This window comes from Bradyrhizobium sp. USDA 3315 (assembly GCF_054056795.1).
This window is the reverse complement of the sequence record NZ_JBSRYP010000001.1, coordinates 2,321,022-2,347,094: the sequence shown is the minus strand read 5'-3', so window position 1 is coordinate 2,347,094 and position 26,073 is coordinate 2,321,022. Positions and strand designations below refer to the sequence as shown.

Here is a 26,073-nt window from a genome sequence, read left to right as displayed (position 1 = left end):
TCACCTCACACCGGCTGCGCGCGCCAGCGCCGCATCAAGTGCCGGCCGCGCCGCGTTGCGGAAGCGTGCCGCGACATAGCCGTCCGGCCGCAGCAGATAGGCGGTGCCGGGCTCGGCATCGTAGCGCTTGCCGGCAAGGCCCTGCGCGTCGACCAGCCCATCCTCGCCGCCGACTCGGATGCTGCCGACGCCATCGGGCACATCGGCAGCCGCGCCATTGCCAAACTCCAGCAGCGTGAAGCGCGTTCCCTGTCTGATGAAAACATCGGTCAGATAGGTGGAACCTCCGCCCTGCTCCGTCACCGGAGCATCCGGCATCGAGGCGCCGGGCCGCGGGCCGCCGCGCCAATCATCGCGATCGCCGCTCGACAGCGGCGTATCGTAGACCGACGGCACCGACAGCCGCCCGCCATTGACCATGCGCTTGCCGAACTCGGTATCTTTGGCGAGCGACAGCACGGCCTGGCGCAGCCGCGCTTCCTGTTTCGTCACCGGCGCCATGAAGTCGGTCGAGCGGGTCGACTCGCGGATGTTCTCGTCCGCCGCCGCGCTGCGCTCGATGTGATAGCTCTCCAGCAAGCCCTCCGGCGACAGCCGTCGCAGCACGCGGTCGAGCTTCCACGCCAAATTCTCGGCGTCCTCGAGCCCGGAATTGGCGCCGCGCGCGCCGAACGGCGAGACCTGGTGGGCGGAATCACCGGCAAAGATCACCCGGCCGTGGATGAACTTGGCCATCCGGCGACACTGGAACTTGTAGAGCGAGATCCATTCGAACTCGAACTTGTCATGGCCGAGCATGCGCTCGATCCGCGGCCGGACATTCTCGGGCTGCTTCTCGGCCACCGGATCGGCATCCGGATTGAGCTGCAGGTCGATCCGCCAGATATCGTCCGGCTGCTTGTGCAGCAGCGCCGAGCGTCCGGCATGGAACGGCGGATCGAACCAGAACCAGCGCTCGGTCGGGAACGCCGCCGTCATCTTGACGTCGGCGATCAGGAACTGGTCCTCGAACACCTGGCCTGCGAACTCCGCGCCGACCATCTGCCGCAGCGAGGAACGGGCGCCATCGCAGGCGACGACAAAGGAGGCGTGCACTTGATAGGAGCCTTCAGGTGTAGCAATCGTCAGCGCGACGCCATCGTTGCGGCTCTCCAGCGCGATCACCTTGTTGCGCCAGCGCAGGTCGATTTCAGGCAGTTGCCCGACCCGGTCGACCAGATAGGCCTCGGCGTAGAACTGCTGCAGATTGATGAAGGCGGGCCGCTTGTGGCCCTCCTCGGGAAGCAGATTGAACTGATAGAGTTGCGAGGCGCCGTGGAAGATCTTGCCTACGCTCCACACCACGCCTTTCTCGACCATGCGGTCGCCGACCCCGAGGCGATCCCAGAACTCAAGCGAGCGCTTCGAGAAGCAGATCGCGCGCGAGCCTTCGCCGATCCGGTCGGCATCGTCGAGCAGCACCACGCGCTGGCCGCGCTGCGCGAGATCGATCGCGAGCGACAGTCCCACCGGCCCGGCGCCGACCACGACGACGGGATGCTCCGCGACGTTGGCACCCGAGCGCTCCTGGTCGGGGTGACGGCGATAGCCGAACTGGGTTTTGGCCTGTGCCGTGTTGGCGTGTGCCATTGCGTGACCCTGGATGTTTCCCTTGCGCCGCGGCCTCTGGCTGCGGTTCTGTGTGACCGGCTTGCGACCGGGACCTTGCGAGCCGGCCGCAACCTTGCTAAATTAGTCTCACTTGCAACTATCTTAAACCCCCAGTCGGGGCTGCCGTCAACTCAAATTGGAGGGATTTTTGGCACGGACCTCTGCAAGCCAGCCTCCAGCCCGGCCGCGCAGTGCCGTGGAAGCGGAGCTGCGCGACACTATCGCGCCGACCAAGAAGCGCCTCGATCTCTTCCATTTCATGCCGTTCCGCCTGAACCGGCTAGCGGCCGAGGTGTCCTCGGCGCTGTCGAGCGAATATCAGGCGCGCTACGGCCTCGACATTCCGGAGTGGCGCGTGCTCGCAACGCTCGGCTTCCGCAGCGATCCCTGCAGCGCGCAGTACATCGCGCACTGCACGCGCACCCATAAATCCACCATCAGCCGCGCGGTGTCGGCGCTGATGGAGCGCGAGATCGTCGAGCGCGTCGAGAACGCCGACGACCGCCGCGAATTCCGCCTGCGACTGACCAAAACGGGCCAGGCGCTCTACGAGGAACTGATCCCGCGCCTGCTGCGCAAGGAACAGGAGATCTTGTCCTGCCTCTCCGCACAGGAACGCCGCGACCTCGGCCGCTTGCTCGGCAAGGTCGAGAACAGCCTCGAACTGGTGCAGACCAGCGAAGAGGCCGACGCCAAGGACGTGTATTAGGCTCACTCAACCCGTCATCCTGAGGAGCGCGCAGCGCGTCTCGAAGGATGCACGGCCCGGCTGGTGGCCGTCGACCCTTCGAGACGCGCGCAAGAGCGCGCTCCTCAGGGTGACGGTGATGGAATTTTGTGCGCGGCCCCCTCGATCGTCATTGCGAGCGAAGCGAAGCAATCCATGCATCCGAGCATGCGGGACGATGGATTGCTTCGTCGCTACGCTCCTCGCAATGACGGTGCCGTTACGCCCTGTCGATATGTGTCGCGATGACAGGGAAATAATTGTCCTTCGATCCCTTGTCGATCGCTTCCTGCAGCACCGTGCCGATCAGCTCCGCACCGCGGATCTTGATGCCGGCGTCGGCGGCGAGCTCCAGCGCGTAGGACAGATCCTTCAGCGCATATTCGGTCGAGAATGCGCGCTCGGGAAACACGCCGGGCACGATCGCCTTCATGCCATGGTTGCGCAGCGCAAAGCTGTCGGCCGAGCCCTTCGACAAGGTTTCCAGCAGCAGCTTCGGATCGACGCCATTGTGCTTCGCCACCGCGACAGCCTCGGCCAGCGCGTTCACGGTCTCGAACAGCACCATGTTGTTGAGGATCTTGGTCACCTGCCCGGCGCCGACGTCACCGCAATTGGTGACATCGGTGGCGAAGCAGCGGATCAAGGGCTCGATCGCGGCATAAAGCGCCGGCACCGCGCCGACCATCACGCTGAGCGTGCCGTCCTGCGCCGCCTGCCGCGTGCGCGCGATCGGTGCGTCGACCCACGCCGCGCCCTTGGCCTGCAACTGCGCGGCGAAATCGCGGGTCTGGCTGACTGAAGACGTGCCGAGATCGACCACGATCTGGCCGCTTCTCGTGTTCTTCAAGATACCGTCGCCTTCGAACACCGCGCGCACGTGCCTGGCGCTCGGCAAGCAGAGGAACAGCACATCGCTCTGCTTGATGACGTCGGCGACCGACGCGGCAACCTCGGCACCGTCGGCGCGCAACCGCTGCAGCGGTTCGGCCGAGAGGTCGAACACGACAACGCGCTTGCCGCTCTTCTTGACGAGGTTGCGGCAAATCGGCTCACCCATCACGCCGAGGCCGATGAACCCGAGAGTCTTGGTGTCAGTCGTCTTGGTGTCAGTCATATCGCTTCTTTTTGACGTTTCTTGACGTGCTGCAGACGTGCCTCGCCCAACCGGCGAGGCTATTTCGCGAACGATCGCGACGGCGCCAGATGCAGCGCGAACGCGTCGACCTTGTCGCTGACGCGCGGATAGATCTCGCTGACGATCGGATCGTGACCGGGAATGAAACGGTCCGGATGACCGGCGAGCCGCTCGACGGTCTCCCAGCCCTGCGCCATGTCGCCGACATTGTAGACGATCGGGAACGGGCTGCGCTTGTGCAGGTTCGCATAATAATGCGCGGCATCCGACGCCAGCACGACCGGGCCGCGCGCGGTCTCGATGCGTACCACCTGCAGGCCGTCGGAATGGCCGCCGACGCGATGCACGGTGACGCCGGGTGCGATCTCGCCGTCGCCGGAGTGGAAGGTGACGCGCTCGCCATAGACGTGGCGCACCATCTGCGTGACGTGCTCGATGGAGAACGGATGGCGCAGCATGCCGTTGCACATGCAGCGGCCGGTCGCGTAGCTCATTTCGCGTTCCTGCAGATGGAATTTGGCGTTCGGGAAGCGATCCAGATTGCCGGCGTGGTCGTAATGAAGGTGAGTGACGACGACATCCTTGATGCTGTCGGCACTGACGCCGAAGCCGGCCAGCGCGTCGACCGGGTTGAGCGTCAGCTTGCGGGCGCGCGCCTTAGCCTCCTCGGCGTTGAAGCCGGTGTCGACCAGGATGTCGCGGCCATGGCCACGCACCACCCAGACGAAATAATCCAGGTCCTGCGCGGTGGTATCGTGCGGATCGGGCACCAGGAAGTTGAGGTGGGGCGTGCGCGGCGACATCGTCGCATAGCGCAGGGCGTAGATCTCGTAGGCGTTTCCCATCGGTTTCGCTCTTGTTTGCAAGGCCTGTTTGAACGGCTTGTCTTTGAATGGCTTGCCGTCCCGAACACAAAGCCATCGCCTCGCGCAAAGGTCAAACCGTGCGGCGTGCGACGAGCGCATGACAGGGTGGCGACAGCCTTCTTGAGTGCAGGCACGTTATCGGCCCGCAGGAACCAGCACCGTGCCGGATGACGATGGCCGCCTTGACCGCATGCTGCTGCACTGCGGTCTGGCTGGTATCACCGCGATAAACGATGCTGCCGCAAGCCGTTGACGGGGGCTTGGCCGTGGTTTGATAATGGATTTTCGCTAGAGTAAGGTTCCCGAGGCGCAGGCTGGAAGCGGCGCCATTTCATTGGAATGCCGCGATCTGGATTTGCTGCGATTATGAAAATCCGCCTTGCCTTGCTCGCCACGCTGATTTTTTCAATCGCGGCGCCCACTTTGTCCTTCGCCGCCGGCGACCGTTTCGCGCTGGTCATCGGCAACGCCAAATATCCCGACGCCGACGCACCGCTGAAGGAGCCGGTCAACGACGCACGTGACGTCGCCGACGAGCTCAAGCGCGACGGCTTCACCGTCGAGGTCGGGGAGAACCTGACCGGCGACGGGATGCGCCGCGCCTTCGACCGGCTCTACGGCAAGATCAAGCCGGGCTCGGTCGCCCTGATCTTCTTCTCCGGTTACGGCATCCAGTCGAACCGGCAGAGCTACATGATCCCGATCGATGCGCAGATCTGGGCCGAGGCCGACGTTCGCCGCGACGGCTTCAGCCTCGAGACCGTGCTCGGCGAAATCAACAGCCGTGGCGCCGGGGTGAAGATCGCCCTGATCGACGCCTCGCGGCGCAACCCGTTCGAGCGGCGCTTCCGCAGCTTTTCGGCAGGGCTCGCCCCGGTGATCGCGCCGAACGGCACATTGGTGATGTATTCGGCCGCGCTGTCGTCCGTCGTCTCCGACAATGGCAGCGACCACAGCCTGTTCGTGCGGGAACTCCTGAAGGAGATCCGCACCCCCGACCTGATGGCCGAGGAAACGCTGAACCGCACCCGCGTCGGCGTCACCCGCGCCTCGCGGCAGGAGCAGGTGCCGTGGATCTCGTCGTCACTGGCCGAGGATTTCTCGTTCATTCCGGCCGGCGCAGGCGGGCCGTCGAACGCCGCGTCAGCACCCGCCGCGTCGCCGTCACCGGAGGTGGCAACGGCACCGCCGGTCGCGCCTCCGCCGGCTCCGCCCGCCGCAACGCCGACACCGCCTGCGGCAACCCCGACGCCACCTGCGGCAACAGCGCCGACACCATCACCGGCGCCGCCGACGCCTCCGGTTGCGGCAGCGCCGACTGCACCGCCACCCCAGCCCAAGGCGCCCGAGATCGCCCTGCCGCCGCCCGCCGCTCCGCCGCCGGTGGTGATCCAGCCCACGCCGGCGCCGAGCAATTCGCCCGTGCTCGCCGATGATCCGACGATCAAGAGCCTGAGCGAAAAGCTGGACAAGAATCCCGACGACGCAGCGGCGCTGTATCGCCGCGGCCAGGTCTATGCCAGCAAGGGGGCCTACGACCTTGCGGTGAAGGACTTCACCAATTCGCTGCGGCTGAACCCGAAGGATGTCGAGGCCTATAACAACCGCTGCTGGGTCCGCACCGTGATCGGCGACCTGCAGGCAGCGCTGAAGGACTGCAACGAGGCGCTGCGGCTGCGTCCGAACTTCGTCGATGCGCTCGACAGCCGCGGCTTGATGAACCTGAAGGGCGGGCAGAACAAGAACGCGATCGCCGATTTCGACGCCGCGCTGAAGATCAACCCGCGTCTGACCTCGTCGCTGTACGGGCGCGGGCTCGCCAAGCAGCGCAACGGCGCGGTCGCGGAGGGCGATCTCGACATCGCCAACGCCAAGGCGATGGACCCGAACATCGTCAAGGAATTCGCCGACTACGGCGTGCAGTGACAGACCGACGAAGACCTGCCCGCGGCTCGAACCGCGGACGGAATTGCGCGACTAATCAGAGGGTGCGTGCCGGGCAGCAACGCCGACGATCAATCTGAATAGTTGCCTGGAACCGCGCCAGCTTGCGCAAGAGGGACCGAAATGTTCAAGCCGTCGGCAAAGGCCGCGATCGTTTCAATCATGACCGTTGGCGCCGCGCTGTCGTTCGGCATGGCCGTCGCCCATGCCGGCGACGTCACCGAAGATCAGATCATCAAGGCGCTGACGCCCGACAAGAAGCCGCTGACCCGCGGCCTTTCGGCCGGCCCGCAGACCACCTCGCCGGAGCTGAATGCCGACCAGGCCAAATTCGTGCAGAGCGTCCGCGGCCGCGCCACCCGCTCGCTGTCCTCGGCCGAGCGCGAGGAAATCGCGACCATCGTCCAGGACAAGCCCAAGATCGATCTCGAGATCAACTTCGACTACAACTCCGCCGACATCAGCGCCAAGTCGCTGCCGTCGGTGCAGGCGCTCGGCCGCGCCTTGACCAATCAGGACCTGAAGGGCTCGACCTTCGTGGTCGCCGGCCACACCGACGCCGCCGGCGGCGAGGACTACAATCAGGGCCTCTCGGAACGCCGCGCCGACGCCATCAAGCGCTATCTCGTCGACAAATACGGCATCAACGGCACCGATCTTGTCACCGTCGGCTATGGCAAGAGCAAGCTGAAGGACCCGAGCCACCCGATGGCGGAGGTGAACCGGCGCGTGCAGGTCGTGAACGTGGAAAACAAGGCCACCGCCGCCAAGTGATGGGCGGTGGCGTGGCCCCTTTTTGAGGCTACAATGCGTCCCGCACCCCGGCGGGGCGCATTTGCTTTAGGGCCAATGCTGTTGGGCCGAGCCCCAACGCGGCCCACAGGTGACCCGCCTCACATGACGTCAGGGCATGATCCGGAACAATGGCACCGGCCTTCCGAATGCCCAGGCAATACGATAGCGAGCATGATGAGACTTCGACCAACACCGATGACGCGCCAAGCTCTGGATTGATCAGGCGATGAATTTTTCCCAATACCTCAAGCCTGCGCTCGGCACGGTGTTCTTCCTCGCCCTCGCGATCGCCTATTACGCGTTCGAGCACCGCTCCCATCCGGAGGAGAAGGAGACGCCGGGCCAGGCGCTGGTCGTGGTGACGAAGTCGACCAATGCCTGCTTCTCCGACATGGTCCGCGTCACCGGCTTCATCGTGCCGCGCCGCGAGGCGCAGGTGAATGTCGACCAGGACGGCTCCAAGGTCACCGACGTGCTGGTCCGCGAAGGCGATACCGTGACCGAGAGCCAGGAACTGGCACGGCTGACCCCGCCGCCGCAGCAGGCCGCACAGGCCAATGCCAAGCCGCTTGTGCTGCGGGCGCCGGCGGCCGGCCTCGTCACCGAAGTGCGCACCGCGCCCGGCGCGCCGGCCTCGCCGCAGGCTCCTCCGATGTTCAAGATCTCCATCAACAACGAGATCGAGCTCGACGCCGAAGTGCCGGGCTTCCAGCTCCTGAAGCTCAATCCCGGCGCCAATGTGCGGATCAGCCGCGACGATGCGCCCGACATGGTCGGCAAGGTCCGCCAGATCTCGCCGCAGATCGACCGCACCACCCAGCTCGGGCATGTCCGCATCACCATCAACAACAATCCGACGCTGAAGGTCGGCATGTTCGCGCGTGCCAATATCGACGCCAAGCGCTCCTGCGGCGTCGCGGTGCCGCGTACCGCGATCGACCGCCTGACCCTGCAGGTCGTGAAGGGCAACACCGTCGAGACCCGCAGGGTGCGCGTCGGGCTGACCTCCGACACCTCGACCGAAATCCTTGAAGGCCTCGACGTCGGCGAAATCGTCGTGGCCGACGCTGGCACCTCGCTGCATGACGGCGACCAGATCAAGACCATGTTCGCCGACGAACTCGATCGCACACGATCACGGTAATTCGGGCACGCTAATGGCTTTGAACATCTCGGCATGGTCGATCCGGAACCCGCTTCCCTCGATCGTCTTCTCGATCATCCTGCTCGTGCTGGGCTGGGTCTCCTTCACCAAGCTCGCGGTGACGCGGCTGCCGAGCGCCGACATTCCGGTGATCTCGGTCGCGGTCTCGCAATTCGGCGCCGCGCCGTCGGAACTTGAATCGCAGGTCACCAAGACCATCGAAGACGGCGTCTCCGGCGTCGAGGGCGTGCGCCATATCTCCTCCTCGATCACCGACGGCCTGTCGGTGACCACGATCCAGTTCGCGCTGGAGACCAACACCGACCGCGCGCTCAACGACGTCAAGGACGCGGTGACGCGGGTGCGCGCCAATCTGCCGCAGAATGTCACCGAGCCGTTGATCCAGCGCGTCGACGTGATCGGCCTGCCGATCGTGACCTATGCCGCGATCTCGCCCGGCAAGACGCCGGAGCAGCTGTCCTATTTCGTCGACGACGTGGTCAAGCGCGCGTTGCAGGGCGTGCGCGGCGTCGCCCAGGTCGAGCGCATCGGCGGTGTCGAGCGCGAGATCCTGGTCTCGCTCGATCCCGACAAGCTGCAGGCGGTGGGGCTCACCGCGGTCAATGTCAGCCAGATCCTGCGCGGCACCAATGTCGACGTCGCCGGCGGCCGCGCCGAGATCGGCAAGAACGACCAGGCGATCCGCACGCTGGCCGGCGCCAAGACGCTGAACGAGCTCGCCGGCACCATGATCCCGCTGTTCGGCGGCGGCGAGATCCGGCTCGACGATCTCGGCACCGTCACCGACACCATCGCCGACCGGCGCACCTTCGCCCGCTTCAACGGCGAGCCGGTGGTCGCGCTCGGTATCAAGCGCTCCAAGGGCGCCAGCGACGTCGTCGTCGCGGCCGCGGTGCAGAAGCGGATCGACGCGCTGAAGGTGGCCTATCCCGATGTCGACCTGAAGCTGATCGACACCTCGGTCGAGTTCACCAAAGGCAATTACGAGGCCGCGATCTCGACCCTGTTCGAGGGCGCGATCCTCGCCGTCATCATCGTGCTGCTGTTCCTGCGCGACATGCGCGCCACGATTATCGCAGCGGTCTCGCTGCCGCTGTCGATCTTCCCGGCGTTCTGGGCGATGGACCTGCTCGGCTTCTCGCTCAACCTCGTTTCGTTCCTCGCCATCACGCTTTCGACCGGCATTCTGGTCGACGATGCCATCGTCGAGATCGAGAACATCGTCCGCCACATGCGGATGGGCAAGACGCCCTATCGTGCCGCTCTGGAAGCCGCCGACGAGATCGGCCTTGCGGTGATCGCGATCTCGCTCACGATCATCGCGATCTTCGCGCCGGCGAGCTTCATGTCCGGCATTGCCGGACAGTTCTTCAAGCAGTTCGGCATCACCGTGTCAGTGCAGGTGTTCTTCTCGCTGCTCGCCGCGCGCTTCGTGACGCCAATGCTGGCCGCCTATTTCCTCAAGCATCATGACCACGACGATCCACCGCCCGGCCCGATCCTGCGCGGCTATCACAGCCTCGTCACCTGGTCGGTGAAGCATTACTTCGTCACCGTGCTGATCGGCTTTGCGATCTTCGCCGCGTCGATCTGGAGCATCACGCTGCTGCCGCAGGGCTTCCTGCCGGCGCAGGACACCGCGCGCTCGCTGCTCGCGATGGAGCTGCCGCCCGGCTCGCAGCTCGCCTACACCGAGAAGGTCACCGAGGAGATCGTGGCGCGGCTGCGCAAGCGGCCTGAGGTACGGAGCGTGTTCGTCGATGGCGGCCGGGTGCCGCCGGGCCTGCAGGAGGTGCGCCGCGCCGCGCTGATCATCAACTACACGCCGAAGGCCGACCGCAAGATCACCCAGCGCGAGCTCGAACTGTCGATCGGCAAGGAGCTCGATAACGTTCCTGACATCAGGTTCTGGTTCCTCGACGAGAACGGCCTGCGCGCGATCTCGCTGGTCGTCACCGGTACCGACAGCAACATCGTCAACAACGTCGCCAGCGAACTCGCGACGCAGATGAAGCGGATTCCGATCATCGCCAACGTGATCTCGGAGACCGCGCTCGACCGGCCCGAGCTGCGCATCCGCCCGCGCGCCGAGCTCGCGGCCCGGCTCGGCGTCTCGACCGAAAGCCTGTCGCAGACCATCCGCGTCGCCACCATCGGCGACGTCGGTCCTGCGCTGGCGAAGTTCGACGCCGGCGACCGCCAGGTGCCGATCCGCGTCCAGCTCGAGGACAATGCGCGCAGCGACCTGCAGATGCTGGAGCAGCTGCGGGTTCCGCTCGGCCAGCGGGGCGAGCGCGGCGGCGTGCCGCTCTCCGTCGTCGCCGACATCCAGCTCGACCAGGGCCCGACCAGCATCAACCGCTACGACCGCGAGCGGCAGGCCACCGTCGCCGCCGATCTCGTCGGCAATGCCGCGCTCGGCGACGCCACCAAGCTGATCTACGACCTGCCGGTCATGAAGACCCTGCCGAAGGGCGTGAGGGTCAGCCCGTCCGGCGACGCCGAGAGCCTCGCCGAGCTGTCCGACGGCTTCGCCACCGCGATCACCGCCGGCCTGATGATGGTCTATGCCGTGCTGGTGCTGCTGTTCGGCACCTTCCTGCAGCCGATCACCATCCTGTTCTCGCTGCCGCTCTCGATCGGCGGCGCGATCGGCGCGCTGCTGCTGACCGGCAAGCAGCTCACCACGCCGGTGTGGATCGGCATCCTGATGCTGATGGGCATCGTCACCAAGAACGCCATCATGCTGGTGGAGTTCGCGGTGGAGGCGATCCGCGACGGCAAGGCGCGCGAGGAAGCCATGATCGACGCCGGCATGAAGCGTGCGCGCCCGATCGTGATGACCACAATCGCGATGGCCGCCGGCATGATGCCGTCAGCGCTCGCGTTCGGCGCCGGCGGCGAATTCCGCTCGCCGATGGCGCTCGCGGTGATCGGCGGCCTGATCTTCTCGACCGCGCTGTCGCTGGTGTTCGTGCCGGCGATGTTCATGGTGATGGACGATATCGGCGGCCTGATCTGGCGCTTCGGCAAGCGGCTCGTGGTCTCGCATGCCGACCACGAGCTGACCCCGAACGAGCACCAGTCCGACGACACCAAGCGCCCGCCCGGCCCGCCGAACATGATCTCGCCCGCCGCGGAATGAGCTGAGGCCGCGCCTCGCCAGCGGTGCGACCCGTACGAGATGACGTACTCCAAAATATCGAAAACAACCCCATGCAAAGGAGCCGACGGCGGCCGGAATTCGACACGGCGACAAATTCGACACGGCGACTTGACACGTCGGGCAAATCAGCGATATTTTTCCATTATTCCGAAATCATGGTGTGAGTCTACGACTCCTCCAGCACGTCGTCCCTGCCTGGTGCGCAATTGCGCACGGGAGCAGGGACCCATACGCCGCGGCGGACCTTGTTGCAGCGACTCGTCGTTCCAGCATCGCCCAACAATTGGCAGCTGTGGTTATGGGTCCCTGCTTTCGCAGAGACGACGATGAGGAAGGATATCGATTCAGGGCGTTACACCAGGCGGTGTCATCGCCTGCGCATGCGGGTGATCTCAAGTTCTAATACAGCCGCGTCCGATAGGCCTCTTCCATCGCCTTCTCGGCGACCTCGACCTCGATCGCGGCGGTCTGCTCGGCGATGATTCGGCCGAGCGTCGGAAAGCTGTGGCGCTCGACCTGCGCGGCGGGATTCCAGAGCTTCGAGCGCATCAGCGCCTTGCCGCAGTGGAAGTAGGTCTCGTCGACATGCACCTTGAGCCCGATGATCGGCGTGACGTTCTGCACCGTCAGCGGCGTCAACAGATCGACCTCCTGCGAGATCTCGGCGCGCCCGTTGACGCGCAGCGTCTCGTTGATGCCGGGCACCATGAAGATCAGCCCGATCCCGGGTGACGCGATGATATTGCCGAACGTATCGACCCGGTTGTTGCCGCGCCGATCCGGGATCAGCAGCGTCTTGTCGTCGAGCACGGAGACGAAGCCCGGCGCATCGCCGCGCGGGCTGGCGTCGGCATGACCTTTGCCGTCGCTGGAGGCGATGACGAGGAACGGCGACAGCGCGATGAAGTCGCGGCAGAACTTGTCGAGATGGTAGAGCACCTTCTTCTCGGCGAGCGGGCTCAATTGCCCGAAATGCGCACGAAGATCCTCCTGCGATTTGACCGGCGGCTTGCCGCCCGCACTCTGGTCACCCATAGCGAACCTCCCGTTTGGTTTGTCTCAATTCGTTGAGCATGATCTCCGCGCAAACGCTCCGCGTTTGTCGCGAGGGAAAACCGCGTCGCACTTTTCCGGATCATGCTCTATACCGCGTCGATGCCGCACCAGCTCGCGACGAAGAGGGCGTAGGCCTTGGTCACCTTCTTTAGCGAATCGAGCTGGACCCGTTCATTGAAGCCGTGCGCGTTCTCCATCCTGGCGCCGAAGCAGAATGCGGGAACACCATAATCCAGGCCATAGAAGCGCGCATCCGTCAGCGCGGTCGAGGGAAAATCCGTCAGCTTGCGCCCGAACACATGCTCGTAGACCGAGCCGAGGACCGCCTCGCTCTCCTGCACCTCGGTCGCTTCATAGCCCGGCGACAGGAAGCCGGACCAGACGATCTCTGGCGGATTGTTGGCGAGGAACGGATGGGCCCTGGCAGCCTTGGTCACGCACTCGACGATCTCGGCCTGGCAGTCGGCGATTTTCCATCCCGGCAGGATGCCGATCCGGCAATCGACGTCGCACCACGCCGGTACGCTGGAGGCCCAATCGCCGCCCTTGATGATGCCGGGATTGAAGTTGAGCGGGTGATGCACCGCACCGAAGTAGCGATGCGACTTGGCACGCTCGTTCCACTCCGCCTCGAGCGCGTCGAGATGGCCGATCAGATGATAGGCGGCACGGATGGCATTGGAGCCGGTGCCGGCGCGCGCGACATGGACCGGGATTCCACGAACCCTGAGGCGAAACCAGATCACGCCGACCTGGGCGCGCATCAACCGTTCCTCGGTCGGCTCCGGCAGCAGGCAGGCATCGGCACGGTAACCTCGCTGCAACGTCGAGAGCGCGCCGAGACCGGTGCTCTCCTCCTCGATCACGGATTGCAGATGGATGCGGCCTTTCGGCGCAAAGCCCGCGGCCTTCACCGCATCGAGCGCGTAGAGCGCGGCAATGGTGCCCGACTTCATGTCGCCGGTGCCGCGGCCATAGAGCCAGCCGTCCTCGACCACCGGCTGGAACGGCGGCCGCTCCCACATGTCGAGCGGCCCGACCGGCACCACGTCGCAATGCCCCTGAAGGATCAGCGAACGCCCCTCCTCGCGCGCCGGCCGATAGGTGCCGACGACGGTCCGCGCGCGGGAGAAATCGGTCTCGACCGGCCCGTAGCCGGGCAGCGTCTTCAGTTCATCCTGATTGATGACCCAGTCGTCGACCTCATAGCCGCGCTCGCGCAACAGCTTCGCGAACATGTCCTGGCACGGACCTTCCTGGCCGCGCGTGCTGGGAATCGACGAGAAGGCGATCGTGGTCGCGAGTTGCTGCTCGAAGGCGGCGTCGACAGCCGCCTCGATGCGCTCGCGCGCGCCGGCCGGAAGGGGGACTGAACGGCTGTCGGTCATGAATTGATCCTTGCTGTGGGGCGTGCATCGGCCGCGGCCGCAAGGCCCGGCTGGTCGAAGAAATCGCGCCCGGGAATCGCGTCGAGCAGATCGCGAGTGTAGGCCTGGCGCGGCGCGGTGAACACTTCGGCGGTGCTGCCTTCTTCCACGATACGCCCCTTCTGCAGGACGATGACGCGGTCGGCGATCTCGGCGGCGATCCGCAAATCGTGTGTGATGAAGATCATCGCAAGCCGCATCTCCTGGCGCAGCTCGGCGAGCAGCGCCAGCACCTGGGCCTGCACCGAGACGTCCAGCGCCGACACCGCCTCGTCGGCGATCAGAACCCGCGGCTTCAGCGCCAGCGCCCGCGCGATGCAGATGCGCTGGCGCTGGCCGCCCGAGAACTCGTGCGGGTAGCGATCGGCGGCGGTCGCCGACAGGCCGACCCGCACCAGGAGCTTGTGCGCCTGGGCCATCGCCTCGGCCCGCGACGTCCCATAGGCCATCGGTCCGCGCGCGATGGCATCGCCGACCTTCTGGCGCGGATCGAGACTGGCAAACGGATCCTGGAACACGATCTGGAGCCGGCGCCGCGCCTGGCGCAACGCCTCGCCGCGCAGCTGCCGGAGATCCGCGCCGCCAAAGCGGATGGCGCCGGCATCAGGTTCGGTGAGCCGCATGATCATGCGCCCGAGCGTCGACTTGCCGGAGCCGGATTCACCGACCACCGCAAGCGTCTCGCCCTCGTGCAGCGTCAGTGAGATGCCATCAGCGGCGGTCACCTCGCGTGGCGGCTGCAGCCAGCCGCGCTTGACCCGAAAGGTCTTTTGCAGGCCGATGACCTCGAGCAGCGGCTCGGGACGCAGGATGGCCTCGTGGATGTCGGCGAGGCGCGCCTTCGGAACCGCGTCGATCAGTTCGCGCGTGTAGGCGGCCTGCGGATTGCGAAGCACCTCGCTGGCCGTGCCCTGCTCGACCACCTTGCCATGGCGCAGCACCACGACGCGATCGGCAACGTCGGCGACAACGCCGAAATCATGGGTGATCAGCAGCACTCCCATGCCGCGCTCGCGCCGGAGATCGTCAATCAGGCGCAGGATCTGGCGCTGGGTCGTGACATCGAGCGCGGTCGTCGGCTCGTCTGCGATCAGGAGCGCGGGGCGGTTGGCCATCGCCATCGCGATCATCACGCGCTGGCGCTGGCCACCGGAAAGCTCAAACGGGTAGCTCTTTTCCAGCAGCTGCGGATTCGGCAGCCCGACCTGGGTCAGCAGCGTCAGCACCCGCTCGCGGAGTTCGGTCGCCGAGGGCGCAGGCCGCTGGTGCGCCAGGATCATCTCCTCGATCTGCCTGCCGACGCGCTTCAGCGGATTGAGCGAAGACAACGGCTCCTGAAAGATCATCGCGGCGTTGCCGCCGCGCAGCTTGCGGAGAGCGCGGCCGTCGAGCTTCGACGGATCCTGCCCTGCGACCGCCACGGCGCCGGACGCGATGTCGACGCCCCGCGGCAACAGCGACAGCACCGCATGCGCGATCATCGACTTGCCGGAGCCGGACTCGCCGACCAGGCAAACCACTTCGTTTGGCTTGATCTCAAAGGAGACGTTCTCGACCGCGAAGGGCCGATCACCGCCCTTGGGGAGCGCGATCGAGAGACCATCGACGGCAAGAACAGGCGCGCCGGACTGCATGGCTTCGCTCATGAGCGGCGCCTCGAGACGCGCGGGTTGAGGACATCAGACAGTCCCTCGCCGAACAGGTTGATCGCCAGCACGGTGACGAGGATGGCGAGGCCGGGAAACACGCTCATCCACCACGCGTTCCGGATCACGGTGCGGCCCGCGCCGATCATGAAGCCCCACGACATCAGATTGGGATCGCCGAGCCCCATGAAGGACAGCGCGCTTTCCAGCAGGATCGCAGTGGCAACCGTCAGCGACGTCACCACCAGGATCGGCGAGATCGCGTTCGGCAGGATATGGCCGAGCACGATGCGCCAGGTGCGTTCGCCCTGGCACAGCGCGGCCTCGACGAATTCGCGGTGCCGCAGACGGAGGAATTCGGCGCGCGTGAGCCGCGCCAGCGGCGGCCAGCTCACCGCGCCGATGGTCAGGATGATCGTGAGCAGCGACGGATTGAAGGTCGCGACCAGCAGGATGGCCAGCACGAAGGCTGGAATGGTCTGGAACAATTCCGTCATCCGCATCAGCACCAGATCGATCTTGCCGCCGAAATAGCCTGAGATCGCGCCGATCACGACGCCGATCGCCATCGCCGCGAGCGCTGAGGCGATGCCGATCAGGAGCGACACGCGTGCGCCATAGGCGACGCCGGCGGCGACGTCGCGGCCGAGCGTATCGCCGCCGAGCCATAATCCGTCCTCGCCGGGCGGCGTGAACGGCGCGCCGACCATCTCCCAGGGCGAGACCGGAAACGCGATCGGCGCAACGATCGCGACGACAACAACGACGAGCAGCAGGACGAGGCCGATCATTCCGCTCGGATGACGCAGGAAGGCGCGCACCGTGTCCATCACGCCGCTCCCGTGGTCATGCGGGGATCAATCAACCGGTAGACCAGGTCGGTGAGCAGGTTGAGCGCGATCACGACGATCGAGAGGATCAGGAAGATGCCGAGCAGGACCGGATAGTCGCGCTGCAACAGTGCCTCGAAGGTCAAGCGGCCAAGGCCCGGCCAGGCAAACACCGTCTCGATCACCACGGCGCCGCCGACCAGCGCGCCGGCCTGCATGCCGGCGACGGTGACGACCGGCACCAGCGCATTGCGCAACATGTGGCCGACGACGATGCGCGCTCCGGACAAGCCCTTGGCGCGCGCGGTCTTGATGAAATCCTGCTGCGCGACCTCGATGATCGAGGATCGCATCAGCCGGGCATAGATCGCCAGATAGATCGCCGCCAGCGACGTGACCGGCATGATCATGTGTTTCATGATGTCGAGCGCATGCTCGATCGGCGAGAGCTGGACGTTGATGGTCTCGTAGCCGAACGGCGGCAGCCAGCCGAGCGTCACCGAGAACACCAGCACCAGCATCAGGCCGAGCCAGAATACCGGCGTCGCGTAGAGCACGAGCGAGAGCACGGTGAACACCGTGTCGAGCACGCTGCCGGCCGCGAGCCCGGCCAGTGCGCCGAGCGCGGTGCCGATCAGGAGCGCGAGACAGAACGCCGTGACCGTCAGCAGCAGCGTCGCCGGAAGGCGTTCGAGGATCAGATCGACGACCGGACGGCGCTGGCGATAGGAATAGCCGAGATCGAGCCTGACGACGCGGCCGAGGTGGCTCACGAGCTGCACGAAATACGGCTTGTCGAGGCCATATTCCTTGCGCAGGTCGTCGAGCAGCTTCGGATCGGACGCGCCGGATTGGCCGGCCATGACCTGGGCCGGATCGCCGGGCGCGGCGCGCACCAGCACGAAATTGAACGTCGCGATGACGAGGATCACGGCGACGAGCTGGGCGATGCGGCTGACCGCCTGAAGTCCAATCGTCGCGGCGCTGCCGAGCCGGGTCACGATTTGTAGACCGACCCGAAGGTTTCGTGCGAGCCGATGCCCGTCGTCACGATGTTCTTGAACGCCTTGTCGTAGATGATGGGATATTCGATCTCGAGCGTCCAGGCCACCGGCACGTCCTCGACCAGGATCTGCTGCACCTTGCTGTAGAGCTCCTGGCGCTTGGCTTCATCGAGCGTCACCGCGGCCTCGTCGAACAGTTTGTCGACTTCGGGATTCGAATAGCCTTGCGTGTTGGAGAACAGGATGCCCTTCTTGATGTTCGACGAAATATAGGTGCGGGCGACGCCCAGCGCGGGATCGCCGAGCTGGTAGAGCAGATTCTGGGTCATCTCATAGTCCCAGTTGCCGACCTTCTCGGCCCATCCGGCCATGTCGGTGCCGACAAGCACGAGATCGATGCCGACCCGCGCAAAACTCTGGCGGAAGAATTCGCCGGCCCGCTGATAGGACTCGCCATAGGGCGGCACGATATACTTGATCTCGGCGCGCTTGCCGTTGGCGCCAGGCTTCAATCCCATGTCGTCGAGCAGGGCCTTGGCCTTGTCGACCGAAAACTCGTAGCGCTTCACGTTCGGATCGTAGAACCGCGTCTTCGACGAGATCGGTCCGGTCGCCACCTTCGCATTGCCGAAATAGACCCGCTTGCTGAACGCCTCGCGATCGATCAGGTGCATCACCGCCTGCCGGAACCGCTTGTCGTTCATCGGCGCGATGCGGTTGTTCATCTCGAGCCACTGATGCGGCGCGAAATACTCGTAGCCCCTGGTGGTGAATTCGAGATTCTTCTGCGCCTTGAAGCGCTGCACGTCATAGAATTCGACGTCGGACCATTGCACGAGCTGCACCGTGCCGTTCTCGAGCGCCAGCGCGCGCGAGGCCGCATCCGGAATCACGCGGTAGACGATCTCGTCGAGATAGGGCTGGTCCTTCTGATAGTAGCCATCGTGGCGGACGAGATGAACGTGCGAGCCGCGCACCCACTCCTTCAGCTTGAAGGGGCCGGTGCCGATCGCCTTGTCGTTCTCCGGGTTCTTGCGGTAGTCGGTGCCGTCATAGATGTGCTTGGGTACGATCGGTGCAGACGTGCAATCGAAGCAGCCGATGAAGGGCGCGAACGGCTGCTTCAATTTGAACACGACGGTGAGCGGATCGGGCGCCTCCGCCGTCGCCACGCGGGCGAAATTTTGCCGTGCGCGCGGATGCGTCTCCACCAGCAGCTTCATGCAGCTGAAGACCACGTCCTCCGAGGTCATTGGCTTGCCGTCGTGGAAGGTGATGCCCGGAAACAGCTTGAACGTATAGGTCAGGCCGTCGGGCGAGATTTCCCAGGACTGCGCCATGCCGGGCATCGGCTTGAGATCGGCGCCATATTTCAGCAGGCCTTCGTAAATCTTGCCGCCGAGCGTCAGGGTCGGCTGCTGCTGGTTCAGCGCGGTCACCAGGACCGGCGGCTCGGGCTGGATGATGGTGTTGAGCGTCCCACCGCGGGTCTGGCCCGCCGCCCGCGTGATGCCGAACGGGATGGCTGCACCGCAGGCCAGCATTGCCTTGGTGAATTCGCGTCTGTTCATCGGACCTCTCCGTCTCCGCGCTCTCACATTCGATTTCGGCGAATGCCGCGGGGTGAGGCATTGTTGCCAAACGCCATATCCCGCGCTACCTGAAGGGGGACAACAACCATCGCGATCGGGCCAAGTGGCCCGGAAGATGCATGAGCACCCTGCGAAAACGACGATCGATCAGGAGCTCACGACACTTGAAAGTCGCAGCGCGACGAAATGACACCACCGGCTTGCGCGTTTGCCGCAAGCAATCGGGTCCCGCAGCCGCCGCGCACTATGCCGGACAGCTGCAACAGGTCGAACGGCCGCTCGCGGCGATGGCGGCCTCCTATCCGAACGAAAGCGCCAGCGCGCGGCACGCGCACCGACGCGATCAATTCATCCTGCAGACCGCGGGCGTGACCTCGATGATGACCGAGCGCGGCCATTTCGTCGTGCCGCCCGGCCACGGCCTGTGGATTCCGGCCGGCGTCGCGCACCAGTCGCGGGCATGGGGCGAGGTCGAGATCCAGACCATCTATGTCACGCCTGACCGCATCAGGAATGCTCCGGCGACATGCCGCCTGATCAGGGTCTCCGCGCTGGTCGAGGCGTTGATGGAAGAAGCGGTGCACATGCCGACCCGTTACGATCCGGAAGGGCGCGACGGCAGGTTGGTCGATTTCCTGCTCGACGAGATCGGCAGGATGCCGGAAGTGTCGCTGCATGTGCAGGTGCCGCCCGATCCGCGGCTCGCCGCGATCTGCGAAGCCGTGCTGGTCGATCCGAGTTCCGATCTCACGCTCGACGAATGGGCCGATCGCTGCCAGCTCAGCCGGCGGACGCTGACGCGTCTGTTCCGGCGCGAGACCGGCCAGAGCTTTGCGGCCTGGCGCCAGCGGGTGCGGCTGCTCGAAGCGCTGGCGCGGCTCGGCGCCGGCGAGGCCGTCACCTGCGTTGCGCTCGACGTCGGCTATGAAAGTCCGAGCGCTTTCGCCGCGATGTTCAAGCGCGAGCTCGGCGCCGCGCCGCGCCAGTATCTGCGCTGGGCCGATCCCGAAGTGGTGATGCGGTAGGCGCCCTCGCGTCACGCATCTATCGAAATGCAAAACCCCTGCGGTCAACGGGAGAGACCGCAGGGGTTTGCAGGTGGATGGCGTGAGGCCAGCAAGGCTGGGTGTCACCCCAAGGACCGGCGGCCGGATGAAAGCGGTACCGGCCTCATCATGCAAGCACGTCTTTTAGGCAGGAGTGCGTCAACATCGGCAAGCAGAGCACGCGAGAGAATTGAATCTTCCCGCGCGCGTTGCATGCAGTCCGCTCTAGTCGTTGCGGGCGACCGCGGTCAGCTTGGTCATGTTGTGCAGCATGATCCGGCCGCGTTGCAGGTCGACGATGCCGTCCTTGCGCCAGGTCTGCAGCTGCCGGTTGACGCTTTCGCGCGCGGCGCCGACGAAGATGCCGAGCTGTTCCTGCGATATGTGCACCTCGGAACCGAAATCTTCGGCCAGCGCGCACAGCCGCCGTGCGAGGCGGACCGGCAAAGGCTGCAGCACGGATTCTTCCATCCGCTCGCTCTGCCAGCGAATCCGCTGGCACAGCAATTCGATCAGCCTGACCGCAACCTTCGGCTCGCGCTCGAGGAAGCCGAGGAAATCCTGCCGCCGCAACACGAATAATTCGCTGGGCTCGCCCGCGGTCGCATCCGCGGTGCGGTCCTGACCGTCGAGCACGGCGACTTCGCCGAACAGGTCGCCGGATCCCATGAAGTTCAGTGTGAGCCGGCTGCCGTCGGAAGCACCGGTCTCGATCCGGATCTGGCCGCGGCGGACCCCAAACAGGGCATCGCCGGGATCGCCTTTCTGGAACAGCACCTCACCGGTCGCGAGCTGCTGGGTGTGGCAGAGGCCGGAAAGCCGCTGCAACTCGTCCGCACCGAGATCGGCGAACATCGGATTCATCTTCAGAATGACCGCAAATTCGGCCTGTTTGCTCATTGTACTGCCTTCCAAATCCTTCCGAGCAGTCCCCTGACGCCCGGTTAGCAAAAATCACCCTCATAAGAGTGTGGGAGAGGTCACATAAGTTCATGCGGTAACGGATTATTTTTCCGGTCATTGGAGCCAGATCCTGCTTGCGGGATAAACTCGTGTGATCGGCCGTGACTTTCTGCAACGGAACCCCGCTTGCCCGGCCTGGAACAACGACATGAGAGCACTGAAATTCGCCGGGGCCGCCATCGCTGCCGTGATCGTGATCACCGCATTGGTGGCCGTGGTCGGGATCCCGTCCTCGTTCCTCACATCGACCATCACCGATCGGGTCGAGCGCGAGACCGGCTACAAGCTCACCATCAAGGGCGGCGCCAAGATCGGCCTTTGGCCGAAGGTCAATCTGACGCTGAGCGACGTCGTGCTGCAGGACCCGCGCGGACGCGACGTCAACAACCGGTTCGCGGCAAGCAGCGTCGAGGCCGAGATGACGCTGTCGAGCCTGTGGTCGGGCCGGCCCGACATCACCGAGCTCGCGATCGTCAAGCCGGTGATCAACCTGCCGCTGCAGCGCGAGCGCACCCGCGACCACAATCCGCCGGCGAAATCTTCCGCGTCCGATAGCAGCGGCATCACGATCCGGCATGTCAGCGTCAGCGGCGGCACCGTCGTCTTCGCCAATGTACGCGACCGGATCGAGAGCCGGATCGAGACGCTCAATGCGGACGCGACCATCGGCGACGACCGCAAGATCGTCGTCACGGGTGACGCACACGCCGGCGACAAGCCGCTGAAATTCGAGATCCGCGCGACCGCGCCGCAAGCAGCGCTGGAGCGTCAGAGCGTGCCGGCCGAATTCAGCATCGATGCGCCCGGCTTGTTGCCCGCGGCGATCAAGGCGAATGCGGAAGCGCGGCTGAACGGCACGGTGGTGATGTTCAACGGCGTCTCCGGCACGCTCGGCGATGGCGGCTTCACCGGCTGGGCCTCGGTCGATTTCGCCAGCAACAAGCCGCTGGTGAAGCTCGATCTCGACTTCCAGCGCATTGCGATCGCGATGCCGCCGGGCCAGTCCGGCACCACGCAGCCGCTCGGCACCAATACCTGGAGCAACGCGTCGGTCGATCTTGCCGGGCTCAACTATGTCGACGCGCAGGCGCGCATCTCGGCGGCGGAGCTCGTGATCGGCGACGGCCGCTTCACGCAGGCGGCAATCGATGCGTCCATCGACAGCGGCGTGCTGAAGAGCCGGTTCGCCGATCTCGGCGCCTATGAGGGCACCGCCGATGGCGACGTCACCATTGACGCACGAGCTCCGAATCCAACCTACGCGCTGCGGCTCGACCTCGCCGGCGTGCGCGCGCTGCCGGTGCTGAAGAACCTCGCCGAGTTCGACAAGCTCGACGGCAGGATGCAGGCCAAGATCGCGCTGACCTCGCAAGGCGGCAGCGAGCGCGCGGTCGTCGGCAATCTCGCCGGCACCGCCTTCGTCGTATTCCAAGACGGCAAGATCCTCGGCCTCAACGTGGCGCAGATGATCCGGAGCCTCACCACCAGCACCTTGTCAGGCTGGCAGGAGAGCCAGGAATTGTCGACCGATCTCAGCCAGCTCTCGGCCTCGTTCAAGGTCGACAAGGGCCAGGCCGTCACCACCGACCTCAATCTGATCGGCCCGCTGGTGAAGATGACCGGGGTCGGCACCATCGACCTCAACACCCGCCAGATCGGGTTCCGCGTCGAGCCGCAGCTCGTGATGACCACCGAAGGCCAGGGCCGGGCCGGCAATCCGGTCGGCCTCGGCATCCCCGTGATGCTCGAGGGACCCTGGGTATCGCCGCGGATCTATCCGGAGATGCCGGGCATGCTCGACAATCCGCAGGCGGCCTATGCCAAGCTCAAGGAGATGGGCAAGGGCCTGTTCGGGGCGAACGGCCAGGGGCTGAGTGAGGGCCTCAACGGGCTGACCAATCTGCTCAACGGCGTGCAGGGCGGCGGCGCCGGCCAGAGCAACCCGCTCGGCGGGCAGCTTGGCGACACCATCGGCAATTTGCTGCAGCAAGGCCTTTCCACCCTCAACCAGAGCAACGCATCGCGCCCGAGCCGCGACCTGAGCCAGCCCGCGCCGCCAGCCCCCGACCAGGCCCCGCCGCCACCGCCCCCTCCGCCCGGCGAGACCACCGAGCAGCACGACAGTCCGGCGATGAAGGACGTGCTGCGTCAGCTGTTCAATCGCTGATATTCCCGGATATCCCCCGCCGATATGAAGGGATAACCATGCGGCCCGAGCGGCCGCCCCGCCCCGCCGATCCGTGCTAAATAGCGGCGGATCATGCGGCGCACCCCGATTGGGGGCCGGACGAGGCTGGATGAACGCGGCTACGGACAAGGGCAAGAACTGGTTCCTGCGCGGCGGCCTGTTCGCCAAATATGTCCTCGCGCTGGTCGGCCTCGTCGTATTCGTGCTCGCGGTCAACGGCGCGCTCGAGACCTGGATCAGCTACCGCGGCATCAAGGGCACGCTGACGGACGCGATGAGCGAGAAGGCGGACGCCACCGCCAAGCGCATCGAGCAGGCGATCTCCGATCTCGAGCGTCAGATCTCCTGGGTGACCCGCGCCTCCTCCAACACGATCGAGCTGCGCCGCGCCGACTACGCGCAATTGCTCGGCCAGGTACCGGCGGTGAGCCAGCTCACCCTGATCAGCGGCCAGGGCCGCGAAATGCTGCGGCTGTCGCGCCAGACCACCACCGTGAATTCCAACGCCGACTTCTCCCGCGATATCAGATTCACCGAGACCATCGCCCGCGGCACCGCCTACGCGCCGGCGTATTTTCGCGACGGGCGGCCCTTCATGTCGATCGGCGAGCAGCATTCCGGCTTCAATGCCGGCGTCACCATGGCCGAGATCGACCTGCGCTTCCTCAATGACTATTTCGGCGACTCCCAGGTCGGCCGCCTCGCTCATGCCTATGTGGTCGACGGCAGGGGCCGCGTGCTGGCGAGCTCGTCGAAGGGTCCGGAGGTCGGCAAGGACCTCGCCGCGCTGCCGCAGGTCGCTGCGGTGCTGTCGCCCGGCGGCAGGCCGATCGCCTCCGGCAAGGACGTCGACGGCAACGCGGTGCTGACGACAGCAACGGCCGCGCCGAACCTCGGCTGGCACGTGTTTTATGAGCAGCCGACCGCGCAGGCGCTGTCGCCGATCCGCGACCAGCTGGTGCGCATTGCGCTGTTGATCGCGCTCGGCCTCGTGGTCGCGATCATCGCCGGCACGATCCTGGCGCGGCGCATGCTGGAGCCGATCACCGCGCTGCGCACCGGCGCGCGGCGGTTAGGGGCCGGCGATTTCGGCCATCGCATCGAGGTAAAGACATCCGATGAGCTGGAGGAGCTCGCCGGCCAGTTCAACAGCATGGCCACCCAGCTTGCCGAGACGTATTCCGACCTCGAGGCCAAGGTGAAGGAGCGGACCCGCGACCTCGCGCAATCGATCAACGAGCTGAAGGTGCTGGAGGAGGTCGGCCGCGCGGTGGCGTCCTCGCTCGACCTCAATGCCGTGCTGCCGACGGTCGGCGCCCGCGCGCTCGAGATCACCCATGCCGACGCCGTGCTAATCTATGGCTATGACGCCGCACAGCGCAGCTTCAACCTGACGCAATCGATCGGCATCGACGCTGCGATCGAAGGCCATCATCGCGCGATCGATGCGGCGAACAGCAGCCCGCTCGGCGAAGCCGCCGCGAAGGGCGAGCCGCTGGCGTTCCCGGATCTCACCGACCAGCCAAATCATCCGCTGCGCGATGTCGTGGTCGGCGCCGGCTTCCACTCGGTGCTCGTGGTGCCGCTGGTCGATCAGCAGGGCGTGCTCGGCGCGCTGGTGGTGCTGCGTAAGGCGGCCGGCGACTTCCCGGCGAGCCTGATCGGCCTGATGAAGACCTTTGCGCACCAGGCGGTGCTGGCGATGCGCAATGCGCGGCTGTTCACCGAGGTGGACCAGAAGAGCCACGCGCTGGAAGAGGCCAACGCCACCGTGCGCGAGCAGGCCGACAAGTTGCGCGAGCAGACCGAAGCGCTCAAGGACTGGAACAAGTCGCTGGAGCAGCGGGTCGAGACCCAGTTCGGCGAGCTCGAGCGGGTCCGCCGGCTCGAGCGCTTCCTGGCGCCGCAGGTGGCGCAGCTGATCGCCTCGTCCGACAATCCCGAGGGCCTGCTCGACAGCCACCGCCGCGAGGTCACCGTGGTGTTCTGCGATTTGCGCGGCTTCACCGCCTTCACCGAGGCGACCGAGCCGGAGGAGGCGATGAACGTGCTGCGCGAATATCACGCCGCGCTCGGCAAGCTGATCTTCAAATATGAGGGCACGCTCGACAAATATGCCGGCGACGGCGTGATGATCCTGTTCAACGCGCCGATCCAGCTCGCCGACCACACCGCGCGCGCCGTGAAGATGGCCGTGGAGATGCGCGACACGGTCGGCCCGCTGACCGAGAAGTGGCGCAACCGCGGGCACAGTCTCGGCTTCGGCATCGGCATTGCGCTCGGCTATGCCACGCTCGGCCAGGTCGGCTTCGAGCAGCGGCTGGAATATGCCGCGATCGGCAGCGTCACCAACCTCGCCTCCCGCCTGTGCGGCGAGGCCAAGGCCGGCCAGATCGTGGTGAGCCGCCGCGTCTACGGCATGGTCGAGCCCTTCGTCGAAGGCCGCGCCATCGACGACCTCGTGCTGAAGGGATTCAACCATCCGATCCTGGCCGCGGAGATTCTCAGCTGGAAGGGCGAGCCATCAGCGGAAGCGGCGGCGGAGTAAGCGCCCCACTCCCTCCCCACGTCGTCCCGGCGAAGGCCGGGACCCATAACCACAGGGTGAAATTGGTGCGCGACTCTGTGGCCCCAGCTTCGCACCACAACCATCATTCGGGGTATTGGGTCCCGGCCTTCGCCGGGACGACATTGAATATGTGGCCCCGTTCCTGATTCAACAATCAAATAGCCAAGGGATAGACCCGAGGGGAGAAGCACACGCCCGCATCCTCGCAGCGCCACCGCGCCCGAGTCATGCGATCGATCCACCCTCACACAGGAGAGGGCGCAGGGAAGCGCCGGGCGCCGACTGCCACGAGCTCAACATC

At 65.6% G+C, this 26,073-nt stretch carries 18 protein-coding genes; 8 read left to right on the top strand and 10 right to left on the bottom strand.

The window, feature by feature from the left end:
- Complete coding sequence (locus tag ACVIYL_RS10820) at window positions 1-1,629, bottom strand: FAD-dependent oxidoreductase (protein ID WP_456778502.1); 1,629 nt, start codon at window positions 1,627-1,629, stop codon at window positions 1-3.
- 169 nt (window positions 1,630-1,798) lie between these two features.
- Here ACVIYL_RS10820 and ACVIYL_RS10815 point away from each other — a divergent pair, with 169 nt between their 5' ends.
- On the top strand, window positions 1,799-2,359 hold the full coding sequence (locus tag ACVIYL_RS10815) for a MarR family winged helix-turn-helix transcriptional regulator (RefSeq protein WP_375167041.1): 561 nt from the start codon (window positions 1,799-1,801) through the stop codon (window positions 2,357-2,359).
- A 238-nt stretch (window positions 2,360-2,597) separates the two neighbouring features.
- Here ACVIYL_RS10815 and ACVIYL_RS10810 read toward each other — a convergent pair whose 3' ends face one another.
- Both ACVIYL_RS10810 and ACVIYL_RS10805 read right to left on the bottom strand, forming a co-directional pair.
- Complete coding sequence (locus ACVIYL_RS10810) at window positions 2,598-3,557, bottom strand: NAD(P)-dependent oxidoreductase (RefSeq protein WP_309145204.1); 960 nt, start codon at window positions 3,555-3,557, stop codon at window positions 2,598-2,600.
- Window positions 3,554-4,360, bottom strand: coding sequence for an N-acyl homoserine lactonase family protein (locus ACVIYL_RS10805; protein WP_456778501.1), 807 nt, complete (start codon window positions 4,358-4,360; stop codon window positions 3,554-3,556). Before ACVIYL_RS10805 ends, ACVIYL_RS10810 begins: the two co-directional genes overlap by 4 nt.
- 387 nt (window positions 4,361-4,747) lie before the next feature.
- On the opposite strand from ACVIYL_RS10805, the gene ACVIYL_RS10800 reads away from it, so the two are divergent.
- From ACVIYL_RS10800 to ACVIYL_RS10785, 4 genes are all read left to right on the top strand, one after another.
- Window positions 4,748-6,307, top strand: coding sequence for a caspase family protein (locus ACVIYL_RS10800; protein ID WP_253605328.1), 1,560 nt, complete (start codon window positions 4,748-4,750; stop codon window positions 6,305-6,307).
- A gap of 141 nt (window positions 6,308-6,448) precedes the next feature.
- Window positions 6,449-7,099, top strand: coding sequence for an OmpA family protein (locus tag ACVIYL_RS10795; RefSeq protein ID WP_028343656.1), 651 nt, complete (start codon window positions 6,449-6,451; stop codon window positions 7,097-7,099).
- A 247-nt stretch (window positions 7,100-7,346) separates the two neighbouring features.
- Complete coding sequence (locus ACVIYL_RS10790) at window positions 7,347-8,264, top strand: efflux RND transporter periplasmic adaptor subunit (protein ID WP_456778500.1); 918 nt, start codon at window positions 7,347-7,349, stop codon at window positions 8,262-8,264.
- A 13-nt stretch (window positions 8,265-8,277) separates the two neighbouring features.
- A complete protein-coding gene (locus tag ACVIYL_RS10785; RefSeq protein WP_253588560.1) occupies window positions 8,278-11,430 on the top strand; it encodes an efflux RND transporter permease subunit in 3,153 nt (1,050 codons plus the stop codon).
- Window positions 11,431-11,850: 420 nt separating this feature from the next.
- On the opposite strand, the gene ACVIYL_RS10780 is transcribed toward ACVIYL_RS10785, so the two are convergent.
- From ACVIYL_RS10780 to ACVIYL_RS10755, 6 genes are all read right to left on the bottom strand, one after another.
- Window positions 11,851-12,486, bottom strand: coding sequence for a pyridoxamine 5'-phosphate oxidase family protein (locus ACVIYL_RS10780; RefSeq protein ID WP_253605331.1), 636 nt, complete (start codon window positions 12,484-12,486; stop codon window positions 11,851-11,853).
- A gap of 107 nt (window positions 12,487-12,593) precedes the next feature.
- Window positions 12,594-13,895 (bottom strand): ArgE/DapE family deacylase, encoded by a 1,302-nt coding sequence (locus tag ACVIYL_RS10775; RefSeq protein WP_456778499.1) that lies wholly within the window; start codon window positions 13,893-13,895, stop codon window positions 12,594-12,596.
- Entirely contained in the window at window positions 13,892-15,580 is a 1,689-nt protein-coding gene (locus ACVIYL_RS10770) for a dipeptide ABC transporter ATP-binding protein (protein ID WP_456778498.1), read from the bottom strand. The genes ACVIYL_RS10775 and ACVIYL_RS10770 overlap by 4 nt, the downstream gene beginning before the upstream one ends.
- Window positions 15,577-16,410: an ABC transporter permease gene (locus ACVIYL_RS10765; RefSeq protein ID WP_253593437.1), complete on the bottom strand. Its 834-nt coding sequence runs from the start codon at window positions 16,408-16,410 to the stop codon at window positions 15,577-15,579. Before ACVIYL_RS10765 ends, ACVIYL_RS10770 begins: the two co-directional genes overlap by 4 nt.
- Window positions 16,410-17,411, bottom strand: a complete 1,002-nt coding sequence (locus tag ACVIYL_RS10760; RefSeq protein WP_310883249.1) for an ABC transporter permease — start codon at window positions 17,409-17,411, stop codon at window positions 16,410-16,412. Before ACVIYL_RS10760 ends, ACVIYL_RS10765 begins: the two co-directional genes overlap by 1 nt.
- Window positions 17,408-18,985, bottom strand: a complete 1,578-nt coding sequence (locus tag ACVIYL_RS10755; protein ID WP_456778497.1) for an ABC transporter substrate-binding protein — start codon at window positions 18,983-18,985, stop codon at window positions 17,408-17,410. The genes ACVIYL_RS10760 and ACVIYL_RS10755 overlap by 4 nt, the downstream gene beginning before the upstream one ends.
- Window positions 18,986-19,170: 185 nt before the next feature.
- Here ACVIYL_RS10755 and ACVIYL_RS10750 point away from each other — a divergent pair, with 185 nt between their 5' ends.
- Window positions 19,171-20,031, top strand: coding sequence for an AraC family transcriptional regulator (locus tag ACVIYL_RS10750; protein WP_456778496.1), 861 nt, complete (start codon window positions 19,171-19,173; stop codon window positions 20,029-20,031).
- Between the two features lie 246 nt (window positions 20,032-20,277).
- Here ACVIYL_RS10750 and ACVIYL_RS10745 read toward each other — a convergent pair whose 3' ends face one another.
- Complete coding sequence (locus ACVIYL_RS10745) at window positions 20,278-20,952, bottom strand: Crp/Fnr family transcriptional regulator (RefSeq protein ID WP_057021095.1); 675 nt, start codon at window positions 20,950-20,952, stop codon at window positions 20,278-20,280.
- 211 nt (window positions 20,953-21,163) lie between these two features.
- Here ACVIYL_RS10745 and ACVIYL_RS10740 point away from each other — a divergent pair, with 211 nt between their 5' ends.
- On the top strand, window positions 21,164-23,182 hold the full coding sequence (locus ACVIYL_RS10740) for an AsmA family protein (RefSeq protein WP_456778495.1): 2,019 nt from the start codon (window positions 21,164-21,166) through the stop codon (window positions 23,180-23,182).
- Window positions 23,183-23,312: 130 nt separating this feature from the next.
- Window positions 23,313-25,751 (top strand): adenylate/guanylate cyclase domain-containing protein, encoded by a 2,439-nt coding sequence (locus ACVIYL_RS10735; protein ID WP_456778494.1) that lies wholly within the window; start codon window positions 23,313-23,315, stop codon window positions 25,749-25,751.
- Window positions 25,752-26,073 lie beyond the last annotated feature (322 nt).

What these genes read in the sequence shown, in the direction of transcription:
- ACVIYL_RS10820 (WP_456778502.1), bottom strand. Translation starts at nt 1,629, where the DNA reads ATGGCACACGCCAACACGGCACAGGCCAAAACCCAGTTCGGCTATCGC.
- ACVIYL_RS10805 (WP_456778501.1), bottom strand. Translation starts at nt 4,360, where the DNA reads ATGGGAAACGCCTACGAGATCTACGCCCTGCGCTATGCGACGATGTCG.
- ACVIYL_RS10800 (WP_253605328.1), top strand. Translation starts at nt 4,748, where the DNA reads ATGAAAATCCGCCTTGCCTTGCTCGCCACGCTGATTTTTTCAATCGCG.
- ACVIYL_RS10795 (WP_028343656.1), top strand. Translation starts at nt 6,449, where the DNA reads ATGTTCAAGCCGTCGGCAAAGGCCGCGATCGTTTCAATCATGACCGTT.
- ACVIYL_RS10790 (WP_456778500.1), top strand. Translation starts at nt 7,347, where the DNA reads ATGAATTTTTCCCAATACCTCAAGCCTGCGCTCGGCACGGTGTTCTTC.
- ACVIYL_RS10785 (WP_253588560.1), top strand. Translation starts at nt 8,278, where the DNA reads ATGGCTTTGAACATCTCGGCATGGTCGATCCGGAACCCGCTTCCCTCG.
- ACVIYL_RS10780 (WP_253605331.1), bottom strand. Translation starts at nt 12,486, where the DNA reads ATGGGTGACCAGAGTGCGGGCGGCAAGCCGCCGGTCAAATCGCAGGAG.
- ACVIYL_RS10775 (WP_456778499.1), bottom strand. Translation starts at nt 13,895, where the DNA reads ATGACCGACAGCCGTTCAGTCCCCCTTCCGGCCGGCGCGCGCGAGCGC.
- ACVIYL_RS10770 (WP_456778498.1), bottom strand. Translation starts at nt 15,580, where the DNA reads ATGAGCGAAGCCATGCAGTCCGGCGCGCCTGTTCTTGCCGTCGATGGT.
- ACVIYL_RS10765 (WP_253593437.1), bottom strand. Translation starts at nt 16,410, where the DNA reads ATGGACACGGTGCGCGCCTTCCTGCGTCATCCGAGCGGAATGATCGGC.
- ACVIYL_RS10755 (WP_456778497.1), bottom strand. Translation starts at nt 18,985, where the DNA reads ATGAACAGACGCGAATTCACCAAGGCAATGCTGGCCTGCGGTGCAGCC.
- ACVIYL_RS10745 (WP_057021095.1), bottom strand. Translation starts at nt 20,952, where the DNA reads ATGAGCAAACAGGCCGAATTTGCGGTCATTCTGAAGATGAATCCGATG.
- ACVIYL_RS10740 (WP_456778495.1), top strand. Translation starts at nt 21,164, where the DNA reads ATGAGAGCACTGAAATTCGCCGGGGCCGCCATCGCTGCCGTGATCGTG.
- ACVIYL_RS10735 (WP_456778494.1), top strand. Translation starts at nt 23,313, where the DNA reads ATGAACGCGGCTACGGACAAGGGCAAGAACTGGTTCCTGCGCGGCGGC.